This window comes from Phocaeicola vulgatus ATCC 8482 (assembly GCF_000012825.1).
Taxonomy (GTDB): domain Bacteria; phylum Bacteroidota; class Bacteroidia; order Bacteroidales; family Bacteroidaceae; genus Phocaeicola; species Phocaeicola vulgatus.
On record NC_009614.1, the window covers coordinates 4,236,039 to 4,257,972 of the forward strand.

23 protein-coding genes are annotated in these 21,934 nt (G+C 42.7%); 14 read left to right on the forward strand and 9 right to left on the reverse strand.

Annotated elements, in window-relative coordinates; genetic code table 11:
* Positions 1-4: 4 nt before the first annotated feature.
* The 11 genes from BVU_RS17055 to BVU_RS17105 all read left to right on the forward strand — a co-directional run bounded on the left by BVU_RS17055 (position 5) and on the right by BVU_RS17105 (position 7,155).
* On the forward strand, positions 5-748 hold the full coding sequence (locus tag BVU_RS17055; RefSeq protein ID WP_012055673.1) for a hypothetical protein: 744 nt from the start codon (positions 5-7) through the stop codon (positions 746-748).
* A 97-nt stretch (positions 749-845) separates the two neighbouring features.
* Entirely contained in the window at positions 846-1,385 is a 540-nt protein-coding gene (locus BVU_RS17060; protein ID WP_012055674.1) for a topoisomerase C-terminal repeat-containing protein, read from the forward strand.
* On the forward strand, positions 1,382-1,942 hold the full coding sequence (locus BVU_RS17065; RefSeq protein WP_012055675.1) for a hypothetical protein: 561 nt from the start codon (positions 1,382-1,384) through the stop codon (positions 1,940-1,942). The genes BVU_RS17060 and BVU_RS17065 overlap by 4 nt, the downstream gene beginning before the upstream one ends.
* Positions 1,939-2,616: a hypothetical protein gene (locus tag BVU_RS17070; protein ID WP_012055676.1), complete on the forward strand. Its 678-nt coding sequence runs from the start codon at positions 1,939-1,941 to the stop codon at positions 2,614-2,616. Before BVU_RS17065 ends, BVU_RS17070 begins: the two co-directional genes overlap by 4 nt.
* 27 nt (positions 2,617-2,643) lie before the next feature.
* Positions 2,644-2,820 carry a histone H1 gene (locus BVU_RS17075; protein ID WP_012055677.1) on the forward strand — a complete coding sequence of 59 codons (177 nt, stop codon included), beginning with the start codon at positions 2,644-2,646 and terminating at the stop codon, positions 2,818-2,820.
* Positions 2,821-3,156: 336 nt separating this feature from the next.
* On the forward strand, positions 3,157-3,459 hold the full coding sequence (locus BVU_RS17080) for a hypothetical protein (protein WP_012055679.1): 303 nt from the start codon (positions 3,157-3,159) through the stop codon (positions 3,457-3,459).
* 32 nt (positions 3,460-3,491) lie between these two features.
* Positions 3,492-3,728: a DUF6926 domain-containing protein gene (locus BVU_RS17085; protein ID WP_007757507.1), complete on the forward strand. Its 237-nt coding sequence runs from the start codon at positions 3,492-3,494 to the stop codon at positions 3,726-3,728.
* Between the two features lie 49 nt (positions 3,729-3,777).
* The gene (locus tag BVU_RS17090) at positions 3,778-4,209 is read left to right on the forward strand and encodes a PcfK-like family protein (protein WP_012055680.1); all 432 of its coding nucleotides are present in this window, start codon (positions 3,778-3,780) and stop codon (positions 4,207-4,209) included.
* Positions 4,206-5,480 carry a PcfJ domain-containing protein gene (locus BVU_RS17095; RefSeq protein ID WP_012055681.1) on the forward strand — a complete coding sequence of 425 codons (1,275 nt, stop codon included), beginning with the start codon at positions 4,206-4,208 and terminating at the stop codon, positions 5,478-5,480. The genes BVU_RS17090 and BVU_RS17095 overlap by 4 nt, the downstream gene beginning before the upstream one ends.
* A gap of 351 nt (positions 5,481-5,831) precedes the next feature.
* Positions 5,832-6,596, forward strand: a complete 765-nt coding sequence (locus tag BVU_RS17100; protein WP_012055682.1) for a ParA family protein — start codon at positions 5,832-5,834, stop codon at positions 6,594-6,596.
* An 85-nt stretch (positions 6,597-6,681) separates the two neighbouring features.
* Complete coding sequence (locus BVU_RS17105) at positions 6,682-7,155, forward strand: hypothetical protein (protein ID WP_012055683.1); 474 nt, start codon at positions 6,682-6,684, stop codon at positions 7,153-7,155.
* A 128-nt stretch (positions 7,156-7,283) separates the two neighbouring features.
* Here BVU_RS17105 and BVU_RS17110 read toward each other — a convergent pair whose 3' ends face one another.
* The 4 genes from BVU_RS17110 to BVU_RS17125 are packed head-to-tail and all read right to left on the reverse strand — an operon-like array spanning position 7,284 to position 11,615.
* Positions 7,284-9,224: a ribose-phosphate pyrophosphokinase gene (locus BVU_RS17110; protein WP_012055684.1), complete on the reverse strand. Its 1,941-nt coding sequence runs from the start codon at positions 9,222-9,224 to the stop codon at positions 7,284-7,286.
* A complete protein-coding gene (locus BVU_RS17115) occupies positions 9,221-10,138 on the reverse strand; it encodes an HIRAN domain-containing protein (protein ID WP_012055685.1) in 918 nt (305 codons plus the stop codon). Before BVU_RS17115 ends, BVU_RS17110 begins: the two co-directional genes overlap by 4 nt.
* Before the next feature lie 2 nt (positions 10,139-10,140).
* Positions 10,141-10,638, reverse strand: a complete 498-nt coding sequence (locus BVU_RS17120; protein WP_012055686.1) for an HAD family hydrolase — start codon at positions 10,636-10,638, stop codon at positions 10,141-10,143.
* Positions 10,635-11,615 carry a DNA-processing protein DprA gene (locus BVU_RS17125; RefSeq protein ID WP_012055687.1) on the reverse strand — a complete coding sequence of 327 codons (981 nt, stop codon included), beginning with the start codon at positions 11,613-11,615 and terminating at the stop codon, positions 10,635-10,637. Before BVU_RS17125 ends, BVU_RS17120 begins: the two co-directional genes overlap by 4 nt.
* Positions 11,616-11,959: 344 nt before the next feature.
* On the opposite strand from BVU_RS17125, the gene BVU_RS22480 reads away from it, so the two are divergent.
* The 3 genes from BVU_RS22480 to BVU_RS17130 all read left to right on the forward strand — a co-directional run bounded on the left by BVU_RS22480 (position 11,960) and on the right by BVU_RS17130 (position 12,846).
* The gene (locus BVU_RS22480) at positions 11,960-12,106 is read left to right on the forward strand and encodes a hypothetical protein (protein WP_162013703.1); all 147 of its coding nucleotides are present in this window, start codon (positions 11,960-11,962) and stop codon (positions 12,104-12,106) included.
* Positions 12,090-12,287, forward strand: coding sequence for a ParA family protein (locus BVU_RS22295; protein WP_233471868.1), 198 nt, complete (start codon positions 12,090-12,092; stop codon positions 12,285-12,287). Before BVU_RS22480 ends, BVU_RS22295 begins: the two co-directional genes overlap by 17 nt.
* Positions 12,288-12,372: 85 nt before the next feature.
* Positions 12,373-12,846, forward strand: a complete 474-nt coding sequence (locus BVU_RS17130; RefSeq protein ID WP_012055688.1) for a hypothetical protein — start codon at positions 12,373-12,375, stop codon at positions 12,844-12,846.
* 86 nt (positions 12,847-12,932) lie between these two features.
* Here the strand turns inward: BVU_RS17130 and BVU_RS17135 are convergent, their stop codons facing one another.
* From BVU_RS17135 to BVU_RS17155, 5 genes are all read right to left on the reverse strand, one after another.
* Entirely contained in the window at positions 12,933-13,163 is a 231-nt protein-coding gene (locus BVU_RS17135) for a hypothetical protein (protein ID WP_041174576.1), read from the reverse strand.
* Positions 13,164-13,176: 13 nt separating this feature from the next.
* A complete protein-coding gene (locus BVU_RS17140; protein WP_012055690.1) occupies positions 13,177-15,438 on the reverse strand; it encodes an SF1B family DNA helicase RecD2 in 2,262 nt (753 codons plus the stop codon).
* A gap of 305 nt (positions 15,439-15,743) precedes the next feature.
* On the reverse strand, positions 15,744-18,827 hold the full coding sequence (locus tag BVU_RS17145; RefSeq protein WP_012055691.1) for a type I restriction endonuclease subunit R: 3,084 nt from the start codon (positions 18,825-18,827) through the stop codon (positions 15,744-15,746).
* 6 nt (positions 18,828-18,833) lie between these two features.
* Positions 18,834-20,639, reverse strand: a complete 1,806-nt coding sequence (locus BVU_RS17150; protein ID WP_012055692.1) for a DUF262 domain-containing protein — start codon at positions 20,637-20,639, stop codon at positions 18,834-18,836.
* 1 nt (position 20,640) lies between these two features.
* The gene (locus BVU_RS17155; protein WP_012055693.1) at positions 20,641-21,933 is read right to left on the reverse strand and encodes a restriction endonuclease subunit S; all 1,293 of its coding nucleotides are present in this window, start codon (positions 21,931-21,933) and stop codon (positions 20,641-20,643) included.
* Between the last annotated feature and the right edge of the window lies 1 nt (position 21,934).

Genomic DNA, 21,934 nt, shown 5'->3' on the forward strand with positions numbered 1-21,934 from the left:
ATGTATGAATGCAGGACGATGGAAACGCTCCTTGTTAATAGCTGCTGTTGGCTTATTGATAGGCAAGACTCCGATCTTTGCCCAGCAGACCGACCCGGCGCTGACTTCTGCCGTACTGGGTCAGACCGCAGCCTTGAAGAAGGTCCACAAGGACCGCAAGAAGACGCAGGAGAAAATCATTGCAGCGGAAGTGGCTGTTACCGCTTCACTCGAACGGATTCACCATGTGGAAGACAAGATGCTGGACTACCTTTCGAATGCGCAGGGGGCCATGCAGAACCTCTACCAGATTAAGCGTGCCGGGGAACTGGTGGCCAAGGAAATCCCGCAGAACTGCAGCCTGCTCCTCAAATCGGTGGGCGGCAATCTGAAGGGAACCGTTATTGCGGCCATGGTATCGGATGAGCTGACGGATGCCGCCACCCAGATGACGGCGCTCTTTCCCTTCATGAAACAGCTGGTGACTTCGGGTAAGTATGATGTGACGGGAGATGACGGCAAGAACGAGAAGCACAAGGTGAACCTACTGAACGCTTCGGAACGCTACTACATCGCCAATGAGGTGGTGAGCCGGCTGGAAGCCATCAACACCAACCTGTTTATCCTGGCCTGGCAAGTGCGCACGCTCTCATGGAACGACCTCTGGTTCTCGCTTGATCCCGAAGGATGGGCCAACGTGATGTCCGGCAAGAACATCATCGGCGGTATCATCTCGGATTGGAACCAGGGCTACAGTCTGAAATGGTAAATAGGTAAACTAACTTACTAATCAGTTAATAACAAAGTAATAAAGTAAGGAAATAAGAAAGTAATAAAGTAAACAAATCATCCAAAAACAAAAGCGTATGGAAAAGAAAATAATCGGTCGCTGTCCCTTGTGTGGCGGCAACGTGGTAAAGACCTGCAAGGGCTACCGCTGTGAGAACAACATTGCCGAACAGCCTACCTGTGTGCTGAATATCAACGGTATTATCGGCAACCGCAAGATGAGTGACGAAGAAATTACCGAACTGTTGGAGCGCCGCTTTATCCTGTTGGACGGCTTTGCTTCCAAGGAGGGAAAGGTTTTCCCTTCCGTGCTGGAACTGGCCGACAACGGTGCCATCAACATACAGTCCATCATTGGCAAATGCCCGCATTGCGGTGGCGATATTCGGGTGGGTACACGCGCTTTCAACTGTTCCAATTACAGCAACCAGCAGGCGCCGTGCAACTTCGCCATCTGGCGCAACATTGGTGGACACCAGCTGAGCTTGACAGAAGCCAAGGAAATCTGTGAAAAAGAAATTACCTCCAACGAACTGGAAATGTACCGCGACGACGGCACCATCTACCGCAAGCGTCTCGGTCTTTCTCCCGATAAACTCCAAATTGTGAAGATATGAAACCGGGAATGAAACTCACTATCCTGCTGGTGACCGTCGTCTGCTTCTGGAGCGGACTGTTTTACTTCGCCAGCTGTTCCGACCATCCCGAACAACGGGCGGTGGAAATCGCAGAGAGAGCCCTGAAGGTAACCGTCGATAATCCGGAGTCCATCCAAATCAAGGGTATCAGCAAGGCAGATTCGGTATTTGGCAAGGAATATGTCAATCCACATGAGAAGGCCGTATTATCCATGCACCTGATGCAATATGGCCACAAGTTGATGGAAGAAACGGACTACTTTCAGAACCTCGACAAGGACGATGCCGCAATGAGTGATCAGGTCACCCGTCAGCTGGATGCCATGACCACGCTCCGGGCTTTGATAGCTTATGGAGAAATGGAAGAAGCGAAAACAGGGAAAGAAAAGGTCGCGAAGCCGTTTAACGGATGGAAGGTCAAGATAGATTTTGAAGCCAAGACCTTAAAAGGAAAGCCTTACCACTCGGAATACTGGTTTATCCTCGACAAGGAGGCAGAAATTGTAGTCAAATCATTTGAAATACCGCTGCTATGAAACTGAGAATTTTAAAACATCTACTGTGCGCTATACTCACAGGAGGAACCATGCTATTCACCTCCTGCGAAGAATGCGACCATGAAGGAGACAAGTCCATAGCTTCTTCCCTCCAGGTTGGTGACGTAGTCTGCTCGGATGGCAGTGTGCTGTCCAAAGAAAAGTTCAGTTCCTCCCAAAAGGAACCGGTGGCCATTGTCTATCATGTGAACCGGAATCCGGAGATCAAAGCTTTGGGCTATGCCGTTTCCATCCGGGAAGTCGCATCTGCCGCTTTTGCCGACAACCTGGGTGTCGAACAAGAAACCTCGGCTTCATTGGAGAAGGAAGACGGTAACGAGAACACCCATGCCATGTACCGCAACGAAGAAGTAAAATCTCCCTTAGCCGTTTATGTTTTCGACATATGGCGCTACGGCCAGTCCGCCTACATTCCTTCGGTGAAGCAGCTCACTTACCTTTATCAGCAAATTGGACTAGTCAACCAACGGATAGAGGCGGTCGGCGGATTACCCATCAGTTTGCAGCCCGGTGACTGCTGGCTGTGGACTTCCACCGAAGTGGAAGGGCAAAAGGACAGCAAGGCCTGGCTCTTTTCGATGCAGTCGGGAACCATTCAGGAAACCCCGAAGGACCAGACGCATAAGTTCAGACCCGTGATAAGTATCTATTAGGTAGTGTAACCTCTAAATGCAAAGATTATGAATGAATTACTCGAACAACTCCAGATGAAGATGGAGGCATTCCAAAAGAATGCAGCCCTTCAAGCAGACAAAGGAAACAAGGCAGCCGATCAACGTGCCCGCTGTGTATCACTTGAAATGGAACCATTGCTGAAGCAGTTCAGGAAATTGTCCTTGGCGGCTTCGAAAAGATAATAGTTTTTCAGTTCAAATTCATATTAAACCGAAGGTCCTGGTGCGTGAGCATCGGGGCTTTTTTTTATTCCTTGGCAGTTCATCTGCACTCCCGATGAAATTTCCGATACAAAGGTACGAAGGGTCGGTACGGCGTCAAATGGCGCTGCGCTTGGCTGCGAAGAAAGCAGCCGGCAGCCTTCCACAATTTGTGCCAAATTGGGTATTCCGTCTGCTTTCCCCTTGCCACATTTGCCTTCCGTTCCTGATACCCTTCGTGAAAAGAGATATCGTAAAAATCACCCGGGAGTGAGAAGCCCTAAGGCTTCAAACCAAAGGGAAAAAATTAGTTCAGCTATGGCATACAAACTTAAAGACCGAAAAGAAAAGATGTTCTACAAGGGCAGTGTTTACGAACTCACCCTGCAGTGGGACAGAGAGAGTCTCCGCAAGTGCTTTTGCGGTATGCCTCCTTTCTATGCACACATCCGGAAGGACGGCGCCAACTTTGCACAAATCGACTGCTATTCCAATGGGGACGATTTCAGTGTGGTACCCATGCACCCGCTTTTTGAAGAGCCGGAATGGATAGTACACTTCCTAAAGTCGGACATCAATTCCATTCCACTGCAGAAACTGCTGGGACTGCTTCCCATCTAATTCACGGAGTAACGAACTTAAAAGGAAACGCTATGGACACACTCATTGAAGCCATCCCCACATGGGCACTCTGCTATCTGTTCAACTCGGATGCAACCGGACTGACGGATGAAGAAATCGCTCTGATTGACCAGTGGTACACGGAGAATAAAGTCATGGGTATCACTACCGCAACGGAACAAGAGGGAGAATGTTTCCCTTACTTCTCACACTATCCGGCTTTCGGTCTTCCTGCCGAAGTGGTGGACTGCCATGTTATGGTAGGCTGAATACAGCCGGTGACTACAGATGATTATTTACGCTTAAACATAGGAACATATGAAAGGAACTGACCATTTCAAGGAACTCATCAAGAACTATCTTGATAACCGAGCCAAGGAAGACGAACTCTTTCGTGCCAAGTATGAAACCACCACACACACCATTGACGATGTGGTCAACTATATCTTCCATGCCGTACAGCAATCCGGCTGCTGCGGTTTCTCTGATGATGAAGTCTATTCCATGGCAGTCCATGCGATAGATGAACCCGATTTGAAAATCGGCAAGCCGATGAACTGCAACGTGGTGGTGAACCATCACATCGAACTGACCGAGGAGGAAAAGGCAGAGCAGCGAGCCATTGCCCTCAAACGATACCAGGAGGAGGAAATGCGGAAACTGCAGCAACGCAACAGCCGACCCAAGGCAGCCAAACCGCAATCCAAACCCATTCAAGAACTCTCACTATTTCAAGGCATGGAACTATGAAGGCAAGAACGAAAATAGAAAAACAGGTGGCAGCTTCCAATGAGAAGCTGACCGCCATAAGCCCCAAAGTGATGACATGGGCAGTGAGGAAAGTGGCAGGACATGTCTGCTTCCGTACTTCCGCACACAAGTGTACATGTGGCGAATGTGGCAGGCAGTTCGACTATGAGGGAAAAGGCAAGTCCGTATGCTGCCCTTATTGCGGTACTCGTTTGCAGATAAAGGACACCCTCAAACGCACCATCAAGGAAGCCTACTACTTTTCTTCCCTCGAAGTAATAGACCATTTGCAGGTGCAACGGGTATTCCGTTTGGAAACGACCTTTCGGAAAGGATTGCCTATGGAGGTAGACTACTGGGAAGCATGCCGTCTGTGGCTCAATGCCGAAGGCAAGTCGGCTGTCACGGCAAGAGCAAGGACATTGAGCTATTATGTGGACTGCTTTGATTGGGCATCCGAAATCACCTTGAAGCGACCGAACGAAGTTCACTGGCTCATTGCAGACACCTATGTCTATCCGCACTATCGGCTGCTGCCCGAACTGAAACGTAACGGCATGAAAGGCAAGCTGCCCGACTGCTATCCGATGAAGCTGATGAAAGCCGTACTGACGGACAGCCGGATGGAAACCATCCTCAAGTCAAAGGATTTACATGCCGTGTCTTATTTTGTAAACCGACCTTTGGAACTTGACCGATGCTGGCAGTCGTATAAGGTAGCCACCCGGCATCACTACCGCCCTTCGGACATGGGATTGTGGGCAGATACCATCCGCTTGCTGGAGCAGTGTGGCAAGGACATCTGCAGCCCCAGGTATATCTGTCCGCAGAACCTCAAAGCCGAGCATGACTATTGGATGAACCGGCACAACCAAATGGAGCAGAAACGCAGAAGCCAGGAGCAGATACAGCGAGCCAAACGGAAGGAAGCCGAGTTCTACAAGGAGAAGTCACGCTACTTCGGCATTACCATCACCGACAAAGACCTGGTGATTTCGGTACTTGATACGTTGGAAGCCTTCCAAGCCGAGGGAAATGCCCTGCATCATTGCGTCTTTCAGTGCGAATACTATGCCAAGGCGGACAGCTTGATACTATCGGCTCATGACAAGGAGGGAAACCGCATCGAAACGATTGAGTTCTCACTGACCGAGGGGAAAGTGATACAGAGCCGTGGGCTGTGCAATACGAATACTCCGCACCACGACCGGATTGTCCGGCTGGTCAATGCCCATGCCCATCAGATACTCGCAGCCAAACAGACAGCGTAAATTCCTTATATATGTTCCGCTCCGACTTCCGCCGTGAGGCGTGGGTCGGAGTTTAAAAGCATACCATACGAAATGTATTGACAAATTGTTTCAAACTGAATTTAGGCGCTCTTTCTGCCTTCCAATTCTTGAATATAAGGAAGATTGTTCAGCAGGACAAAATCCATCTTGATGTTTGTCTGATATTTGTTTGATGTTTATTTAATGATTGATTAACAAGGAAATAAAATCATCAGAAAAGTGATTTTTCGACAGAATAAATGAGTAAACTTTCTGCCTAATCAGCAAGTAATAAAGTATTTTTGTAAGTAAAGAAATAAATGGAATAGTAAACTTTTAATCTTGAAGATAATGAAAGGAAATAACTTGACAATAGCTATCGGTAATCAGAAAGGTGGAGTCGGCAAGACTACCTCTACTGCATGTATAGGCGCAGCACTCGCACTGCAAGGAAGACGTGTGTTGCTCATTGACCTGGACGCACAGCAGAACCTCACGTTCACGCTGACGCAGAACGAAGACCCGGAAACAAGCATCTATGATACGCTGGTCAAAGACCAACCGCTGCCCATCATTCCCATCCGTGAAAACCTGGACCTCGTTCCGGCATCGCTGAATCTGGCAAGAGCCGAAATAGACATGGCTACCATGATGGCAAGGGAGGGCATCCTCAAATCCTACCTCGATGAACAGAAGGAGAAGTATGACTACATCCTGATGGACTGTTCGCCCTCCCTCGGTATCGTGACAACCAATGCGCTGGTGGCAGCGGACAAACTTTATATACCGCTCACCGCTGAAGCCTTGCCCTTGAAAGGCTTGACCATGCTGGACGATATAGTACGGGAAGTGAAGCGCAGGGTGAACCCGACACTGGAACTGGGCGGTGTATTCTTCACCCGCTTCAATAACCGGAAGTTGAACAGGGAAGTGATTTCCATGGTAGAAAAACGGTACGGAGAGAAGGGCTTTCAGACGAAAATCCGTGAGAATATCGCCATAGCCGAGATGCCGCTTTCCGGTCAGACCATCTTTGAATACGACCCGAAAAGCAATGGTGCAGCGGACTATCAGGCACTGACCGATGAAATAATCAGTCGGGAGGAAAATAGATAAACTATGTTACTATATGACTAATCACAAAGGTTATTGGTAACATAGTAAGTTAATCAACAAGTAAACAAGTAATAAAGTAAGCAATATGAGTAAGAAGAATTTATCCTTATTGATGGACGGCTTCATGGGTGAAGCCATTCCATCTGACCCGGTACAGGAACAGCCTGAGGAACAGGCTGTTGAGCAAGATGCAGAACAAGCGGAACAGCCGGCTGCTCAAACGGATAAGCAGGATAGTCCGAAGGAAGCACCTGCAAAAGCGTCTTCTAAGAAAGAAACAACCGAAACGGCTGCTACTGAGCAAATGAAGTCCAAGCTGGAAGCCAAACGCAGGGAGAATGTGGGTCGCCCCAAGAAAGGCGAAGCAGCCAAAAGTGCCAAGAAGCCCCAGGAAATCCGAGCCACTTTCATCGTGGATCCGGATTTAGTCCGCAAAGTGAAGTACATTTCCCTCGTGGAAGGCATCCTCTTGAAGGATGTTATCTCTGAAGCATTGAACAGCTATGTGGATGCATGGGAAGAAAACAATCGAAAAATCAAACTGCCCAAAAAAAAGTAATTATCTATCATAATGTGCCACTATTCTGGCATAGTTCTATGTTAAAATAAATAAGACCATATGTTTTCAATTAACAAGGTTGATAACATATGGTCTTGATAATAAAATACATATTTTTGTATCCGAATTTATAAATTATCTATAGGATTTGAATACTCTCTTTCGTGTTTGGTCCTTCCTATTGATAATCCAGCGATAACGTGAGCACCTGCTTGTTCTAATAGATTCTTTGTCATTTCCATTGACATTCCAGATGTGATAACATCATCTAAAAGAACAATGTATCGATCTCTAAAAAAACTTCCATTTATACTGATTTGAGCTTGAGTTGTTCCTCCCAAATGTTTTGCTTCCCCCTCTTGGAGTACAGATATATAATCGTATCCATTATCCATACCTGTTATTGAGCATAATTCATGAGAGAAGTCTTTATACCTTCTTTCTGTTACAATTTTCTTAGAAGAAGGAATGCAAACTAGAGTCAGCTTTGAAGTGTTAGAACCAAAGTAATGACTCATGACCTTCTTAAATAAAGGAAGTACTTTATTCATAGCTCTTTCATGCCGAAATCTTATTTCAGACTCCGGTTGTGATCGATTGGGGTTTGCTTTGAAATCCCAAATCAAGTTTCTTACTTCCCACTCATCTTCAGATGCATTCCAATCACAGTTTGTGGGATAATAATAAAAGAGAGAGAAACACTTTAGAGAGCTTCGTGTCGGTTGGAACCAAGTAAAAACGCAAGATAGTAAATAAACGAGCTCTTCTTTACGTCGTTCTTCCTCCATTTGCTTACGCCTTGCTTCTTCTTGAAGGTTCTCCTTATATTTTATTTCATTGTCTAAGTCTTTTATTTTAATGCTATTATCTATGATTTCTTGAATTTGTGATATATCGCATACATCCAAATCAATTTCACTCCATAACGCAGCAAATCCTTTGCTGTAATTCGATTTAATAGACTTAGCCTTATTTCTTAATTCCTGCTGGTTGTTGTATTCATTTACATAGTTTGAAAGGTCGCTGCTAGGTATGCAAATATCATAATAGTCTGATATATAAACGACAGCTTTTCCATATTCCTTACTGTTGTAAGACTTAATCGCATTTTCATTTTGACATTTTATTCTTACAGCGTCATCAAAAGCAACACCAATCTCATCAAACTGTTTTCTATATTCGTAGAAATCTGCTAATGTAAAACTGGACGCGAAATTGCATTCTTTTCCATATTTTTCAGAATTTAATATTGCTCGCTTTAATTCAGTTTCATTTTGGAGATGAATTACGGATTTTAATAGATCAGTGCTGTTTGAACTTTTTAGAGATAATACTTTTATTATTTCTTTCTCTTGTTCTATGGCTTGTTCAGAAAAAGAGTTTATAGCTAATAATTCTTTGCCATAAATCAGTTTAATCAAGGATTCATGTTCTTTGTAATGTCTTAGATATTCCTCCTTGATTGAAAAGTATTCTTTGTTTATGCCGGACAACTCAGCATACGATATATTCTCAAATCTTCTTCCATTGCTAAATACTATCCAAGCTTCTTTGTATTGGGATTCGCAGTCATGCCCTTTTTTTATAGCAGATGAAATGTTTTTAATTTTTGTGCGATTTAAAGCAATATTCTTAATATCATTATATGTATAATAGGTATTAGTAAAGCGTCTTATTGCTTCTGAATCAGTTTGCATCAAAATGTTATACTCATTCCAATAGGTATCGAGAGTTTCTATTTGCTTCTTGTTTTCAAAGATTAACTTTAAATCTTGATACTGATTTGTCGTAGGATATGATAATGATTTCTCTTTTGAAAACCATTTCAATCCTTCTTCCTTATTTCTTTTTAAATAGCTATAAGTACTCTTCCATGAATCTACTTGCTTTATATCAGAATACGCGTTAGCTATAATCTCTTTTGTTTCAAACTTTCCGTTGTCTGAAACAGAATGATAACTACTCCAAATTTTGTATGCCTCTAAATACTTTTGTTTTATCTCGTCATATTTATAGATTACATCATTATAGTAGTTATTCTTGAATATAAAAGTAAATATGCTTTTCATTTGATAGGTATATTATATAGACATTTGGGATACTTTACATTATTACACTGAAACATCTTTATTCCGCCTATTATACTGATATCATTTTCCTCAATCTTTCCGAAGAGTATTCTGCTTCTATTTTTTGTCATAAAAGCATGAAGATCTGAATTTTCGCTCCTAGCTATATGCCCTAATTGAAAAAAACAATCTCCTCCTTGAAGTACTATACCTGAATCCTTATCTGCCAACATCGTTTTTTTTGTAGGAATCCATCTAAGAACTTTGATGGCATTATTATCATATTCATTGTCTAATTCTGCAAATAAGACACAGTATTTTTTGTCCAAGGTTGTGTATGGCGCATAGTATCGGGTACCAACCAATGTGAATTTTCTCGATAAGAATTCATCTGGTATATCTATTAATGCCAATGATTCTACATCGGAAAACTTATTGAACTTTATGCCTATATCGTCTTTTATTTTCTGTAGTGATGAGTCTGATTTAGAAAGATTTCTGCCTGTTATGTTGTATAAAGGGGTGTCAAAATCTAATCTTCTCATAAATCTAAAGGATACAACATCTTTATTTTTTTTATATTCAGCTATCTGAGCAAATGAAATTCCAGGATTGCTTCCTTTGTCTTCACTGTCATGGTTATCAACTGGAAATAGTAATGCTGCATCAAATTCGATTGGCAGAAATCTACATATTGTATTTTCAATATTAAAATACCCTTCAATTTTTTCAACACTTTGGTTTTCGCTAAAATCTACCAAAATCTTTATACTGTTTCCATTGACTATTTTTTCAGATTTGCCAAGAAGTTCATCGTGCAACTTTAAGGCCTTCTCATATGCACGATCAAGTTGTAAATGAAGTTCTTTTACTCCATCTACAATACCAGTATATCCTTCAACTACTTTCTTCATTGCTATCTTATTAATGTCAATATCTCACTCGGTCTTATAATAGCATGCGAATAATCAGAGCGTAATAAATCTGCTTTTTCTTTCGTTCCCCAAAAGCATGCAACACTTTCTATGCCTGCTGCATTAGAAGCTTGAATATCTATGACTCTATCTCCAAATGAGATGGTGTCTTTTGGAAGTACATCCATCATTTCAAGAGCTTTAAGCATAGGTGCAGGATGTGGCTTTATAGGTTTTGCATCATGATAGCTTACAATATACTGAGTAGGAATACTATAGTGCGATACCAAGCGTTCTATGTAGGGACGCGGCGATGTACTTACAATAGCCATTTTAATTTGGTGTTTTCTAATTATTCCTAGGACTTCGTCCATCTCTGGATACATTGTTGTTTGAGGAATAAGACTGTAAGCTAGATTCCAATTCCTGCTATGACGTGCTTCTTCGAGACAGGTTGTATCAACGAGCGTCAAATCCATATCAAATATTATATTTTTCATGAGAACAAATTTGGAAAAAGTGATTCTTGTTGATTCTGTTTTGCCTTATTTATGTAAGACTCTATCAGTTGTTTTGCTTCATCTATTTCTGACGAGCGCAGGGGATGTGCTTGCCCCTCTTGAACAAGCTTTAAATTCCCTTGTACCTTTTCACTGATCGTGTCTTCATTGTTTTTGAATTCAACTGCAAATAATGGTTTTTGCGAATTAATGGTAGCATTCACAGCATGCATAGTCCCACCTTTAATTCCTGTCTGAATCACTATGGTTGCATATGACAGCCCTGCTTGCAGTCTGTCGCGAGCTACTAAAGAATATCTTCCACAACTTTGCCCAACCGGATATTCACTTAGCAACAATCCACCATTTGACACAATTTCTTTTGCTAAAGAGAGGTTCTCTTTAGGATAAATGGAAGCCCAATCTAGTCCATTGGCTAAAAATGCAGTTGTAGTGCCTCCTACAGATAACGCACCTTGATGACCAGTTGCATCGCAACCTATAGCAAGTCCTGAAACAATATTATAACCACGTTTCGCAAACTCTCTTGAAAAATGCAATCCAGCCTTTATTCCGTTTGGAGTTGGTTCCCGTGTTCCAATTATTGCTACTCCAGGTTTTCTTAATGCTTCCAAGTTTCCCTTATAATACAGAATGAGAGGTGGATCTATTTTTCCATCTTCATTTGTGCATGATTTTAGTATCTCAGGATATTTTGAATCGTAATAAGATATTATACCTACATTTTCCTCTTTGCATCTTTCAATAATACGCAATGCAACATCATGTGCTTTGTATAAGTCATCTTCTGTTATAGCTTGAATTTTTTTCCCTTTTAGTGTTATCCAAAATTCGCATAATTGACTTATCTGACTAATTGTATTAGTCACATACTTTGCAATTTGGTTGAAAATTGTTTTATTTCCGATTCCGTCCAGTTGTTGAAGCGTCAGAATCATTTCTGTTGATAAATGCATACTTTTGATGTTTAATATTTATCTACTCATGGTGTTAAATATGAGATATTTTATTAGTGTGAGATTCTACTGATTTATGATTATTCTAATCAAATATCTTATGTAGATTAACAGTATCACTAGATATTTCATATCAATACACCATAGTAATATTGTTTATTATATTATTTGTTGAGCATATACAACTCATCTACAAAAATACTGATATTACTACATATAATCTATTAAACATCAAACAAAATACCACGACTATTTCCGTTTTTGACTATTTCTATACTTAAATATGTTTTATATCACTTTTTGTATACAATAGATTCCATAAATTTTTGTTTTAAGTGCAGGAGATGTTTTTGGTAACACATGGCCTGGCAATAGACATGACCGCCATGATGGGAAGGAAAGGCATCCTCAATTCCGACTTTGATGAACAGAAGGAGGAGTATGACTACACTTCACACGTGTCAATAACTGAAAGTGGAACTAGGCAGTGATTATCATTATGGAAAAGCGATACAGAGAGAAGGTTTTTCAGACGAAACCCCGGAGTATATCGCCATAGCCGAGATGCCGCTGTCCGGTCAGACCATCTTTGAATACGACCAGAAAAGCAATGATGCAGCGGACTATCGAACACTAACCGATGAGATAATCTGTCGGGAAGAAAATAGGTAAACTATATTACTATATGACTAATCACAAAGGTTATTGGTAACATAGTAAGTAAATCAGCAAGTAAACAAGTAATAAAGTAAGCAATATGAGTAAGAAGAATTTATCCTTATTGATGGACGGCTTCATGGGTGAAGCCAATTCATCTGATTCTGTACAGGAACAGCCTAAAGAACAGGCTGTTGAACTGGCCGAAGCACAAGCGGAACAGCCAGCAGTTCAAGATGATAAGCAGGAAAGTCCGAAGGAAGCACCTGCTAAAGTATCTTCTAAGCAGGAAGCAACCGAAACGGCTGTAGCAGAGCAAATGAAGTCCAAACTTGAAGCCAAACGCAGGGAGAGTGTGGGTCGCCCCAAGAAAGGCGAAGCAGCCAAAAGTGCCAAGAAACCCCAGGAAATCCGAGCCACCTTCATTGTGGATCCGGATTTAGTCCGTAAGGTGAAGTACATTTCCCTCGTGGAAAGCATCCTCTTGAAGGATGTTATCTCTGAAGCACTGAACAACTATGTGGATGCCTGGGAGGAGAAGAACAAGAAAATCCGGTTGCCGAAGGCGAAGTGAGAACATGCAAAAACGGAGCAAGCTGTTACAGTCTGCTCCGTTTTACTATTATACCATCCACACATCAGAGATAGCGTGATGAACTATCATTTAATCAGCTCGTTGAGCTTGTCCTCTCTGACAATTTTAGGCTGCGCCTTACCTGCCAGAATCAGTACTTTCTTGCCGTTTCGGTATATATGGAGTTGTCGACTGCATACCACTGCAGTGATTTCTTCATCCTCCTGTATGGCTTTCCATATCGGATAATATGCACCTTCCGGCTGAAACAGCTTCTTTTGAAGGTGGGAACACATATTGGTAGTATCAATGGTCATCATGGTTGTCATTCTATTTCGTTTCAATGGTAGGTTGTTTCTTTCCGTAACTTTCGCTGGGTTCGGCGGCAGCTTCCAAAACAGGTTCGTTCATCGGATAAATTTTGCTCAACTTCTTCTCTACAGGCTTCTTCTCCGTGGGTTTTGCCAATTCCGGATTCAGTCGCTCCTTCAGTTTCGTGTTCCGTTTCAACACCGACATGTTGCGGATGGCAAATGAAAGCGCCTTTTTGGTACCGATGAGCACGCAAATCTTCTTGGCACGGGTGATGCCCGTATAAACCAGGTTACGCTGCAGCATTACATAGTGTGTCATAAGAACTGGCATCACCACGATGGGATATTCCGATCCTTGCGACTTGTGAATGGTCGTAGCGTAGGCCAGTGTCAACTCATCCAGTTCTGAGGCTTCGTATTCCACCTGACGCTCCTCAAAGTTCACCAGCAGCGTACGTTCCTCCATATCTACCGATTCCACATAGCCGAGGTCCCCGTTGAACACATCCTTGTCGTAGTTGTTGCGCAGCTGCATCACCCGGTCGCCCTGACGGAAGGAATAACCTCCCCTGTTCAAGGCAATCTGGGAAGGATTCAGTGCATTTTGCAAGGCCATGTTCAGATTGGCAGCACCCACCACACCGCGTTGCATGGGGGTCAAAACCTGAATGTTGCTCACCCCTTGGCTGTAGGCTTTCGGCAGGCGGTTCTTCACCAGATTCACAATTTCCTCCGCCACCTTCTCCGGCTCCTCCTGTTGGATGAAAAAGAAATCCGTCTGCTTGCCGTTGCTCGTATCGGGGAAACGTCCCTGGTTGATGGCATGGGCACTCATCACAATGCGGCTGGTCTGCGCCTGACGGAAAATACGGGTCAGTCGAATCACCGGAATCTTTTCACTCTCAATGATGTCGCGCAACACATTGCCGGCACCAACACTCGGCAACTGGTCAATGTCGCCCACGAAGACCACGCGCATGGAAGAGGGAATGGCCTTCATCAGGTTGTTCATCAGGATGATGTCAATCATCGAACACTCGTCCACAATCAGTGCGTCCCCTTCCAAGGGATTCTCATCATTCCGCTTGTAGCCGTCTTTCGGATTGAACTCCAGCAGCCGGTGAATGGTCTTGGACTCCATCCCGGTGGCTTCACTCATACGTTTGGCTGCCCGTCCCGTAGGAGCCGCCAGCAGAATGCGAAGTCCCATATGCTTCAAAGCCGCAATGATACCCTGCGTGGTGGTAGTCTTACCCGTACCCGGTCCCCCCGTCAGTACCATTACTTTTGAACGGATGGCTTCCTCGATGGCCTGCAGCTGCACCTCGTCATATTCAATGCCAGTTTCCTTTGATAAAGCCTGCACATCTACCTTCTTGGCAAAGAGGTTCTGTTCCGATTCACGGAGCAAAGCCTGCAGCCTGTTCGTCGTACCTACTTCGGCAAAGTAGAAAGGCGGCAGATAGATGGCTTCGTCTTCCAACTTCAAGTCATCCGTCTGCACCATATTATTCAAAGCCTCACGGATAGGCGCTTCGTCCGCTTCCAGCAATTCCAACGCAGCTTGTACCAACTGTTCCTCTTCAGCATAGACATGCCCTTCGTTGGCCAACTGATTCAAGGTGTAGATGATGCCACTCTTACAGCGGCGGAGGTCATTTTTTTCGTAGCCCATCTTCGCTGCAATGCTGTCGGCCGTCTTGAAGCCGATGCCCCAGATGTCGTCAGCCAGTCGGTAAGGGTTCTCCTTTACCTTGTCGATGCTTTCCTTGCCGTACTGGCGGTAAATCTTGGCCGCATAGGCCGTACTGACACCATACCCCTGCAGGAAAAGCATCACATTCTTGATGTCCTTCTGCTTCTCCCAACTCTCGCAAATCTTCTCCACGCGCTTCTTGCCGATGCCCGGCACCTCGTAGAGCCGTTCGATGTCGGTCTCGATCACATCGATGGTTTCCAGACCAAACTGACGGACGATGAGTTGGGCAAACTTCGGACCGATGCCTTTTACCAGTCCGCTTCCCAGATACTTCTCAATGCCATAGACCGTGGCCGGCATCACCTCCTCCCACGATTGGCACACGAACTGGCTGCCGTAGCGTTTGTCCACCTTCCATTCGCCCTCACATAACAGCACACTTCCGGCAGGCACCTCCAGCAGGTTGCCCACCAGTGTCACCAGGTCGTCATAGCTTTTGACCTTGACCCTCATCACCGAATACCCGTTCTCGGGATTTTGGTAGGTGATTCTTTCTACTACGCAGCGAAGTTTGAGCATGATTAAAAAATATCTTATAGTTCATCAAATGGCGGAGTATCTGATTGCCCGTTTAGAACTTGTTCATACTCCTCGTCTTGAGGCAATCTAATTATGCTTACATTTTAACATTAAAATGTTACACAAAACTTTCAGCAATACTAGAGAGCAATATTCCTTCCAATTGTCATTTTATTTATTGCTATGCCTCAATAATTTACACCTTTCCTAAAATGTCTGGTTAATACGCCTTTAGTACTATTCATACTAATGTAGAAGTTATATTTTGAGTTTCCCATCCTCTTTATTGAGGGTGGGAAACTTCATTATTTTATAGTTACCAACGAAGGTGTTTCAATCATTCTAGTCACCAGCGACCGGAAATTTATTTTGAAATCTTCGTTCATATACTCCTTGTAGAGTGACATATCCTTCTGGCGTTGTCTGCGTACGATGCGGTCGATAATTTTGTCAAGCGCTTCTTCTGCAGCTTGCTTGTCAGGATTACCTACAATAAGTGAGAGGTAGTCGTTGTCCTGCTTGATGGCATTGACAATGGCTGTGAGCTTGACTTTCTGCTCTTCTGGAGTAGTATCCCAACCTTTGAACCATTTATCATTGAATTCTTGCAGAATTACGTCGAGTTCTTCTTTTGCATCATCACTCGTGCCTGCACCTGCCATAGCTGCTTTGGTAGGATCGAGAACAGTTTCGCTAGAATCTAATTCTATCTTTTCATTCAATCCAGTACGGCGTAGACCATAAGTATTCAAGTCTACTGAATCCAATAGGTCTTTGAGGTCGTCACGGCCAGGCACATCTACATGCAAGTTGGGAATTAAGAAACGAAGGAACCAGAACATTTTTTCCCAGTTGAGTACCTCATAATCCATGATGGCAGCTACACGAGAATAGACTTTTACAAACTGCTTGCATTTGATTTTGAAGTCTGCTTTACCATTCTCGTCAAACTCAATCTCGTGGTTGAATCGATGAGCTGCTGCATCTGTAATGGGAACCCATTTATCAGGTTCTGCGCCACTCATATAGATTTCCATAAATTGGTTGATGTCTTCTTCATCAAACACCCCAATAGACAACAAAGTACTACGCAACTCATGAAGAATGTTTACGTCCGTAGGTTCGGACAGAGTTGTGGAGGTGTAGAAAGGGTTGAAGCTTTCTTCCATGTCGTCCTTCTTGTTGTAGAAGTCCAAAATAAAGAGATCCTCGCTACGCTTGGACAAGTCTGGGGCTGCACGATTTAAGCGTGACAAAGACTGTACTGCCAACACACCAGCCAAAGGTTTATCAATGTACATGGCGCACAACTTGGGTTGGTCAAAACCAGTAAGATACTTGTTGGCCACCACCAAAATACGATTTTCGTCCGCATCAAATTTTTCTGCTGTTTCCGTTTCTGCAAAACCATTTAGACCTGCTTCGGTGTAGGTAACGCCGTTCATTTCTTTTTCACCAGAGAATGCGATGAGTACTTTGTAGGGCAACTTTAGTTTGACTACGAGGTCGGTTAACGCTTTGTAATAGTGGATTGCGCATTCTATGTCCTTTGTTACGACCATTGCTTTGGCTTTGCCCTTTAACTTTCGCTGGCGGAACACTTTACTGTCGAAGTGTTGTAGCATGGTGTCTGCTTTTACTGCGATGGTGTCAGGATGGCGTTCTACCGTTCGACGCAGTAGTTTTTGAGCTTTCTTTTCGTCATATTGAGGGTTCTCCTCAATCGACTTGATAAGCTCATAATAGCTCTTATAGGTGGTATAGTTTACAAGCACATCCAATATAAAGCCTTCTTCAATGGCCTGCTTCATACTGTATAGGTGGAACGGATGAAATACTCCTTCTTCGTCTTGCCATCCAAAGCGCTCTAGAGTTTCACGTTTCGGTGTAGCAGTAAAGGCAAAGTATGAGCAGTTGCTCGACATCTTACGGTCACGAATGAGTTTGGCTATCAACTCGTCTGTATCAGATCCTTCCTGGTCTGAATCACGTTGTACTGAAGCGTTCATTTTGTCCGCAGCTATACCACTTTGCGAAGAGTGAGCTTCATCGATGATGATGGCAAAATTATGGTCACTTACGTCAGCAATAGTCCCACAGATAAAAGGAAATTTCTGTATTGTTGTAATCACAATGCGTTTGCCACCTTCTATAGCTGTTTTTAGTTCGTTTGAACTATCTGCATGAGCTATCGTTTTCTCACTTTGACCGAACGCCTTTATGTTATCTGTGATTTGTTTATCTAGGATGCGACGGTCTGTCACTACAATCACGGTGTTGAATAGCTGTTGTCCCAATCCGCGAGAGCGTACAGCGTTTTCGGATGAAGCACAAGACTTAATCAACTTAAATGCCAGCCATGTCAATGAATTTGATTTTCCAGAACCGGCTGAATGCTCAATCAGATACCGCTTGCCTACGCCATTTTCTTGTACATCGGCAATCAGTTTATCTACCACATCAAGTTGATGGAAACGTGGAAAGATCAGTTTTTTTGCATTTCGAAGAATGTGAGGAACTTTTTTCCTTGTTTTCGCTTCACCATAATCAAAGAGAGCATAATTCATAATGATGTCAGACAACGTATCCTTGGTCAGAATACGCTCCCACATATAGGAAGTCTTGTAGCCATTTTCATTTACAGGATTTCCAGCACCGAGACCATTAGGCAGACCTTGATTAAAGGGCATAAAGAATGTCTTTCCTTCATTGAGCCGTGTAGTGAAGTACACTTCATCTTTGTCCATGGTGAAGTGTGCCAAACATCGTCCGTAGTTCAGCAAAGGTTCTTTGGGGTTGCGTTCTTCTTTGTATTGCTTGATGCCATTATAGCGAGCGGTCTGTCCAGTCCATGGATTTTTCAGTTCCATAGTAAATAAAGGCAATCCGTTCACACTGATCACCATGTCTATCTCCAGTCCTTTATTGGATGATGAGAAAGTTTGTTGGCGCGTTACACAAAATTGGTTTTGTGCGTAAAGTCGTTTACTCTCCTCACTGTCGGCCTCTGATGGTTTGGGATAGAATAGTTTGATTCCTTCCAGATTGTCCAAGTCAATACCTTTTCTCAGTATTTCCAGGATACCCTTGGTGGAAATGATTTTGGCTATTTGTTTGGGTAAGGCTGTTTCTAAGTCTTTGCCCTTGTATTCTTTAAGTTTCTCGCTTTGTGTGGCATTCAAGAATGACCATAAGCGCACAGTGTCGATGGCCAACTCTTTTTTTAGGTCATCAGGGCGGCCCCAGTAAAACTTTTCGTTACCTGGGTTCTGTGTGTCAAAGTCAGCTATTTCTTTATTATGTTTTCGCTCTTCTTTAGTATTCCCTACGAGTGCTTGTTCTATCAGCCACTCAAAGGCTTGTTCGTTGCTCTTTGCAGGTGTTACCATAAGCTTTTACTTTTTGAAGATGAATTTAGCGATACGTTCGGCAACGATTGCTGTTGCGTCTTCAATATCTTTCTTTCCCCATTTATCTTTAGGGTATTTTGAAAGGTCCAGGGCCATGCCGTAACGACTGCCCTTATACCCGCGTTTACTCTGAATGGTACTGCCTTTTTTGGTCTTAAACCAGTCATTGCTGATTGATTTGTTGATGTCTTCTTCAAGCAGTATTTTATTTCCCAGTAAGTTGGCCAGTGCGTCAAACTCTTCCTTCGTTTTGATATGCGCATCCATGCGAATGGCCTCTATGTTATGTCCGCTCGCCGGCATGATATGTTCTACATTCACACGGTCGTCAAAATCAAAGTTGCGATTTTGCTCCTTAGCATAAAGATACTCATTTAGGAAGACAAGAATGTTCTTGTCATATTCCTTGAGGTAATCGAGCACATCTTCCTTCTTCCAAGTGACTTCAATATGTTTGCTGAAATCAGACTCGATCTTATAGATATCGTAGTTTCCGTCTACCAGACGGAAGTTCTCGTTGAAAAGGAAGGTCTTGAAATTGGAGGAAGAGAAACCTACATCACCCACTTCGATAATGGCAAACAAGCGGAGCAAACATTCTGCTATTGGTTGTACATCTTCGGGGCAAAGATCATTTACGTCAAATCGGTAGAGATAGGCCATCAAAAACATCTTGAAGTTTTCATTAAACTTGAGCAGGAGCTTGATGATGGGGTAATCCTTGATTTTGTTCCACGTATTGAGAATCTTTTCAAAAGAATCGCAAAGCGCCATCGGCTCATTCAGAAGTTCTGAATGTTCGATGGTGTAATACTTACGAATACCTGGTGTGGTTACTTGGTTCAGTCCATAGTGATTGTTCTTAGCACGGTTGATATACATAAACTGTTGCAACACGGCATCGATATTCATCACCTTTCTTTGGCTAAGTTGGTTGGCTAACAGCGTGATTCCTTGCCATTTTTCGATGAATGTATCTTTATCGTCCTCTTTCGAGAACAACTGTGCAGAAATGATATCGGCATCCGACAATGGCATACCGGTGGAGTTGAGTGAATTAAACATGGTAATAGCCTGTTCTATCTGCCAACTCTTAATCTCAATGATTTGACACTTACCCAGGAATATCTTGGCAAAGTTATTCAAGTTTGACTCTGAGTACAAAAGCAGCTTCTCATAGAAATACTTGAAATTTCGGAAGAAGTTGGTGTATTTATTGTCTTTTTGCTTGCGAGGTATTTTATGAACTGCTTTCTCGACTTCAATGTAGGTCTCTGCCTCTATGATGTTTTGGAAGTCATCTTTGTAGAGTTCGTTGATACTCTTGTTTTCCAATATGGTAATACCCTTGGCTTTATTCCAATCTTCTTGAATGGCTACTTGTTTATCATCGTCTGCTTTGAATAGAATTTCAAAGATACCGTCATAGCTATTACTAAGGCCCTTGTATAGAGCTTTTGTATCTGGGCTCATTTGGAAATCATCCAGTACTTCCTTTAAACGGAGCTGTAGTGCTTTCAATAAAAGAAGAAACGTTGTTGTGCGTTGCTGACCATCAATCAAGTTCAGACAGTTATCCGTGGAGCAATCAATAATGATTGTTCCAAAAAAATAAGGGTCGTCTGCTCCCGAGTCGATAAATGCCTCAATGTCTTGCCACAACTTGTCGCAGTGCATAGTTGTCCATGAATAGCCTCTTTGGTATTCCGGGATACGGAATCTGTCATCTTTTCCCAACTTGGTATATTCACTGATAAGCCGTAAATTCGGTTCTATATTTTTTGTTGCCATGTTATGATACTTTTATTTTACCCGTTACTACTTCACTGATGATAATTTGCTTGCGCTCTTGAAGGAGAGTTATCTGTTTTTGTATCCGTTCTAAAGCTGTGTTTATTTGTTGTAAATTCTGAGTTAAGGAACTCACTATATTCTTTTGTTCTTCCATCGATGGTTTAGGTATGGGGAAACGTTTTAATGCTCCCATATCTACATATTGAAAGCAAGTAGAATTTGAGTTTTCACGACAAAAATCACCAACTACATACATATAGTAGAACAGGAAAAGCGGGTAGAAAGATTCAATCAGCGATTTGCGAATTTTAAAATTCGCAAATCGCTGATTCGCAAGCGAATCAGCAATTAACATCGCATGTTCACCTATTGACGCTGTACAGATTGCCATGATGTATGATCCTGCTTTAAAGGTGCCTTTTCCGTTTATGGCTTTGGTAGTAACGTATTGCATTGCCTCCCTTAGAAAGCGCCCAGATTTTCTTATATCCTCCATACGATACCATGGTATTGAACCATTAGTCCAATATGTAGGATCGTTTTTAGATGGTGTATATCCATTTCGCATTTCAAACACATAGGTTAACGGCAAAGATTCCCAATGTGATGGTATTTGTCCCAACCAATTCAATCCTGAATTCTTCATTTCCACATTCCCGTCCAGCCCTTTCGTAACTGCACGCTGAATGATGATTTGCTTTCTTTCATTAAGCAAATCAATCATACGCTGCTGTTGGGCAATGGCTTTGTCTATTTCGGCAGTAGCCTTGTCGAGATAGGTAGCCATGGATTGTTGTTCTTCTAAAGGAGGGATAGGTAATAGCTCATTTCTAAATTCTTTAAAAGATAATGTGAGTCTGACACCACATCCCATTCCATGAAACACTTTTCGTGCATCCATTCCTTTTAGAAGATAAGTAAAATAATCTGAACATATATTTTCTTTCGGGCGTAGGGCTATGTAAGCAGAAGTAATGATTCCCTTTTCTTTTACTTGAGCAACTCTTTGAGATACAAAATCATAATTCAGATTAAGCCCATTGATCATAATATCTCCATTTTGAACTATGGTGTACTTTGAAATGATTTTCTTTAAATCAGAATCCATTTCTTGAGATTTCTTAGGTTCAATCGTTCCAAATCTAAATTGAAGTTGATTAGTATTATTACATGTAGAATTTGTCTCAACATTTTCATCAAATATTAATCTAGAGCGTTTAATTTCCCAATGACTCGGAATTTTACCAAGCCATTGTATACCACTATCTTTATAGCTATTATATTTCTCCATA

What these genes read in the sequence shown, in the direction of transcription:
- BVU_RS22480 (WP_162013703.1), top strand. Translation starts at nt 11,960, where the DNA reads ATGTTTTTGGTAACACATGGCCTGGCAATAGACATGACCGCCATGATG.
- BVU_RS17110 (WP_012055684.1), bottom strand. Translation starts at nt 9,224, where the DNA reads ATGAAAAGCATATTTACTTTTATATTCAAGAATAACTACTATAATGAT.
- BVU_RS17130 (WP_012055688.1), top strand. Translation starts at nt 12,373, where the DNA reads ATGAGTAAGAAGAATTTATCCTTATTGATGGACGGCTTCATGGGTGAA.
- BVU_RS17055 (WP_012055673.1), top strand. Translation starts at nt 5, where the DNA reads ATGAATGCAGGACGATGGAAACGCTCCTTGTTAATAGCTGCTGTTGGC.
- BVU_RS17085 (WP_007757507.1), top strand. Translation starts at nt 3,492, where the DNA reads ATGGACACACTCATTGAAGCCATCCCCACATGGGCACTCTGCTATCTG.
- BVU_RS17150 (WP_012055692.1), bottom strand. Translation starts at nt 20,639, where the DNA reads ATGGCAACAAAAAATATAGAACCGAATTTACGGCTTATCAGTGAATAT.
- BVU_RS17060 (WP_012055674.1), top strand. Translation starts at nt 846, where the DNA reads ATGGAAAAGAAAATAATCGGTCGCTGTCCCTTGTGTGGCGGCAACGTG.
- BVU_RS17095 (WP_012055681.1), top strand. Translation starts at nt 4,206, where the DNA reads ATGAAGGCAAGAACGAAAATAGAAAAACAGGTGGCAGCTTCCAATGAG.
- BVU_RS17125 (WP_012055687.1), bottom strand. Translation starts at nt 11,615, where the DNA reads ATGCATTTATCAACAGAAATGATTCTGACGCTTCAACAACTGGACGGA.
- BVU_RS17135 (WP_041174576.1), bottom strand. Translation starts at nt 13,163, where the DNA reads ATGACCATTGATACTACCAATATGTGTTCCCACCTTCAAAAGAAGCTG.
- BVU_RS17120 (WP_012055686.1), bottom strand. Translation starts at nt 10,638, where the DNA reads ATGAAAAATATAATATTTGATATGGATTTGACGCTCGTTGATACAACC.
- BVU_RS17155 (WP_012055693.1), bottom strand. Translation starts at nt 21,933, where the DNA reads ATGGAGAAATATAATAGCTATAAAGATAGTGGTATACAATGGCTTGGT.
- BVU_RS17100 (WP_012055682.1), top strand. Translation starts at nt 5,832, where the DNA reads ATGAAAGGAAATAACTTGACAATAGCTATCGGTAATCAGAAAGGTGGA.
- BVU_RS17145 (WP_012055691.1), bottom strand. Translation starts at nt 18,827, where the DNA reads ATGGTAACACCTGCAAAGAGCAACGAACAAGCCTTTGAGTGGCTGATA.
- BVU_RS17075 (WP_012055677.1), top strand. Translation starts at nt 2,644, where the DNA reads ATGAATGAATTACTCGAACAACTCCAGATGAAGATGGAGGCATTCCAA.
- BVU_RS17105 (WP_012055683.1), top strand. Translation starts at nt 6,682, where the DNA reads ATGAGTAAGAAGAATTTATCCTTATTGATGGACGGCTTCATGGGTGAA.
- BVU_RS17080 (WP_012055679.1), top strand. Translation starts at nt 3,157, where the DNA reads ATGGCATACAAACTTAAAGACCGAAAAGAAAAGATGTTCTACAAGGGC.
- BVU_RS17140 (WP_012055690.1), bottom strand. Translation starts at nt 15,438, where the DNA reads ATGCTCAAACTTCGCTGCGTAGTAGAAAGAATCACCTACCAAAATCCC.
- BVU_RS17115 (WP_012055685.1), bottom strand. Translation starts at nt 10,138, where the DNA reads ATGAAGAAAGTAGTTGAAGGATATACTGGTATTGTAGATGGAGTAAAA.
- BVU_RS17070 (WP_012055676.1), top strand. Translation starts at nt 1,939, where the DNA reads ATGAAACTGAGAATTTTAAAACATCTACTGTGCGCTATACTCACAGGA.
- BVU_RS17065 (WP_012055675.1), top strand. Translation starts at nt 1,382, where the DNA reads ATGAAACCGGGAATGAAACTCACTATCCTGCTGGTGACCGTCGTCTGC.
- BVU_RS17090 (WP_012055680.1), top strand. Translation starts at nt 3,778, where the DNA reads ATGAAAGGAACTGACCATTTCAAGGAACTCATCAAGAACTATCTTGAT.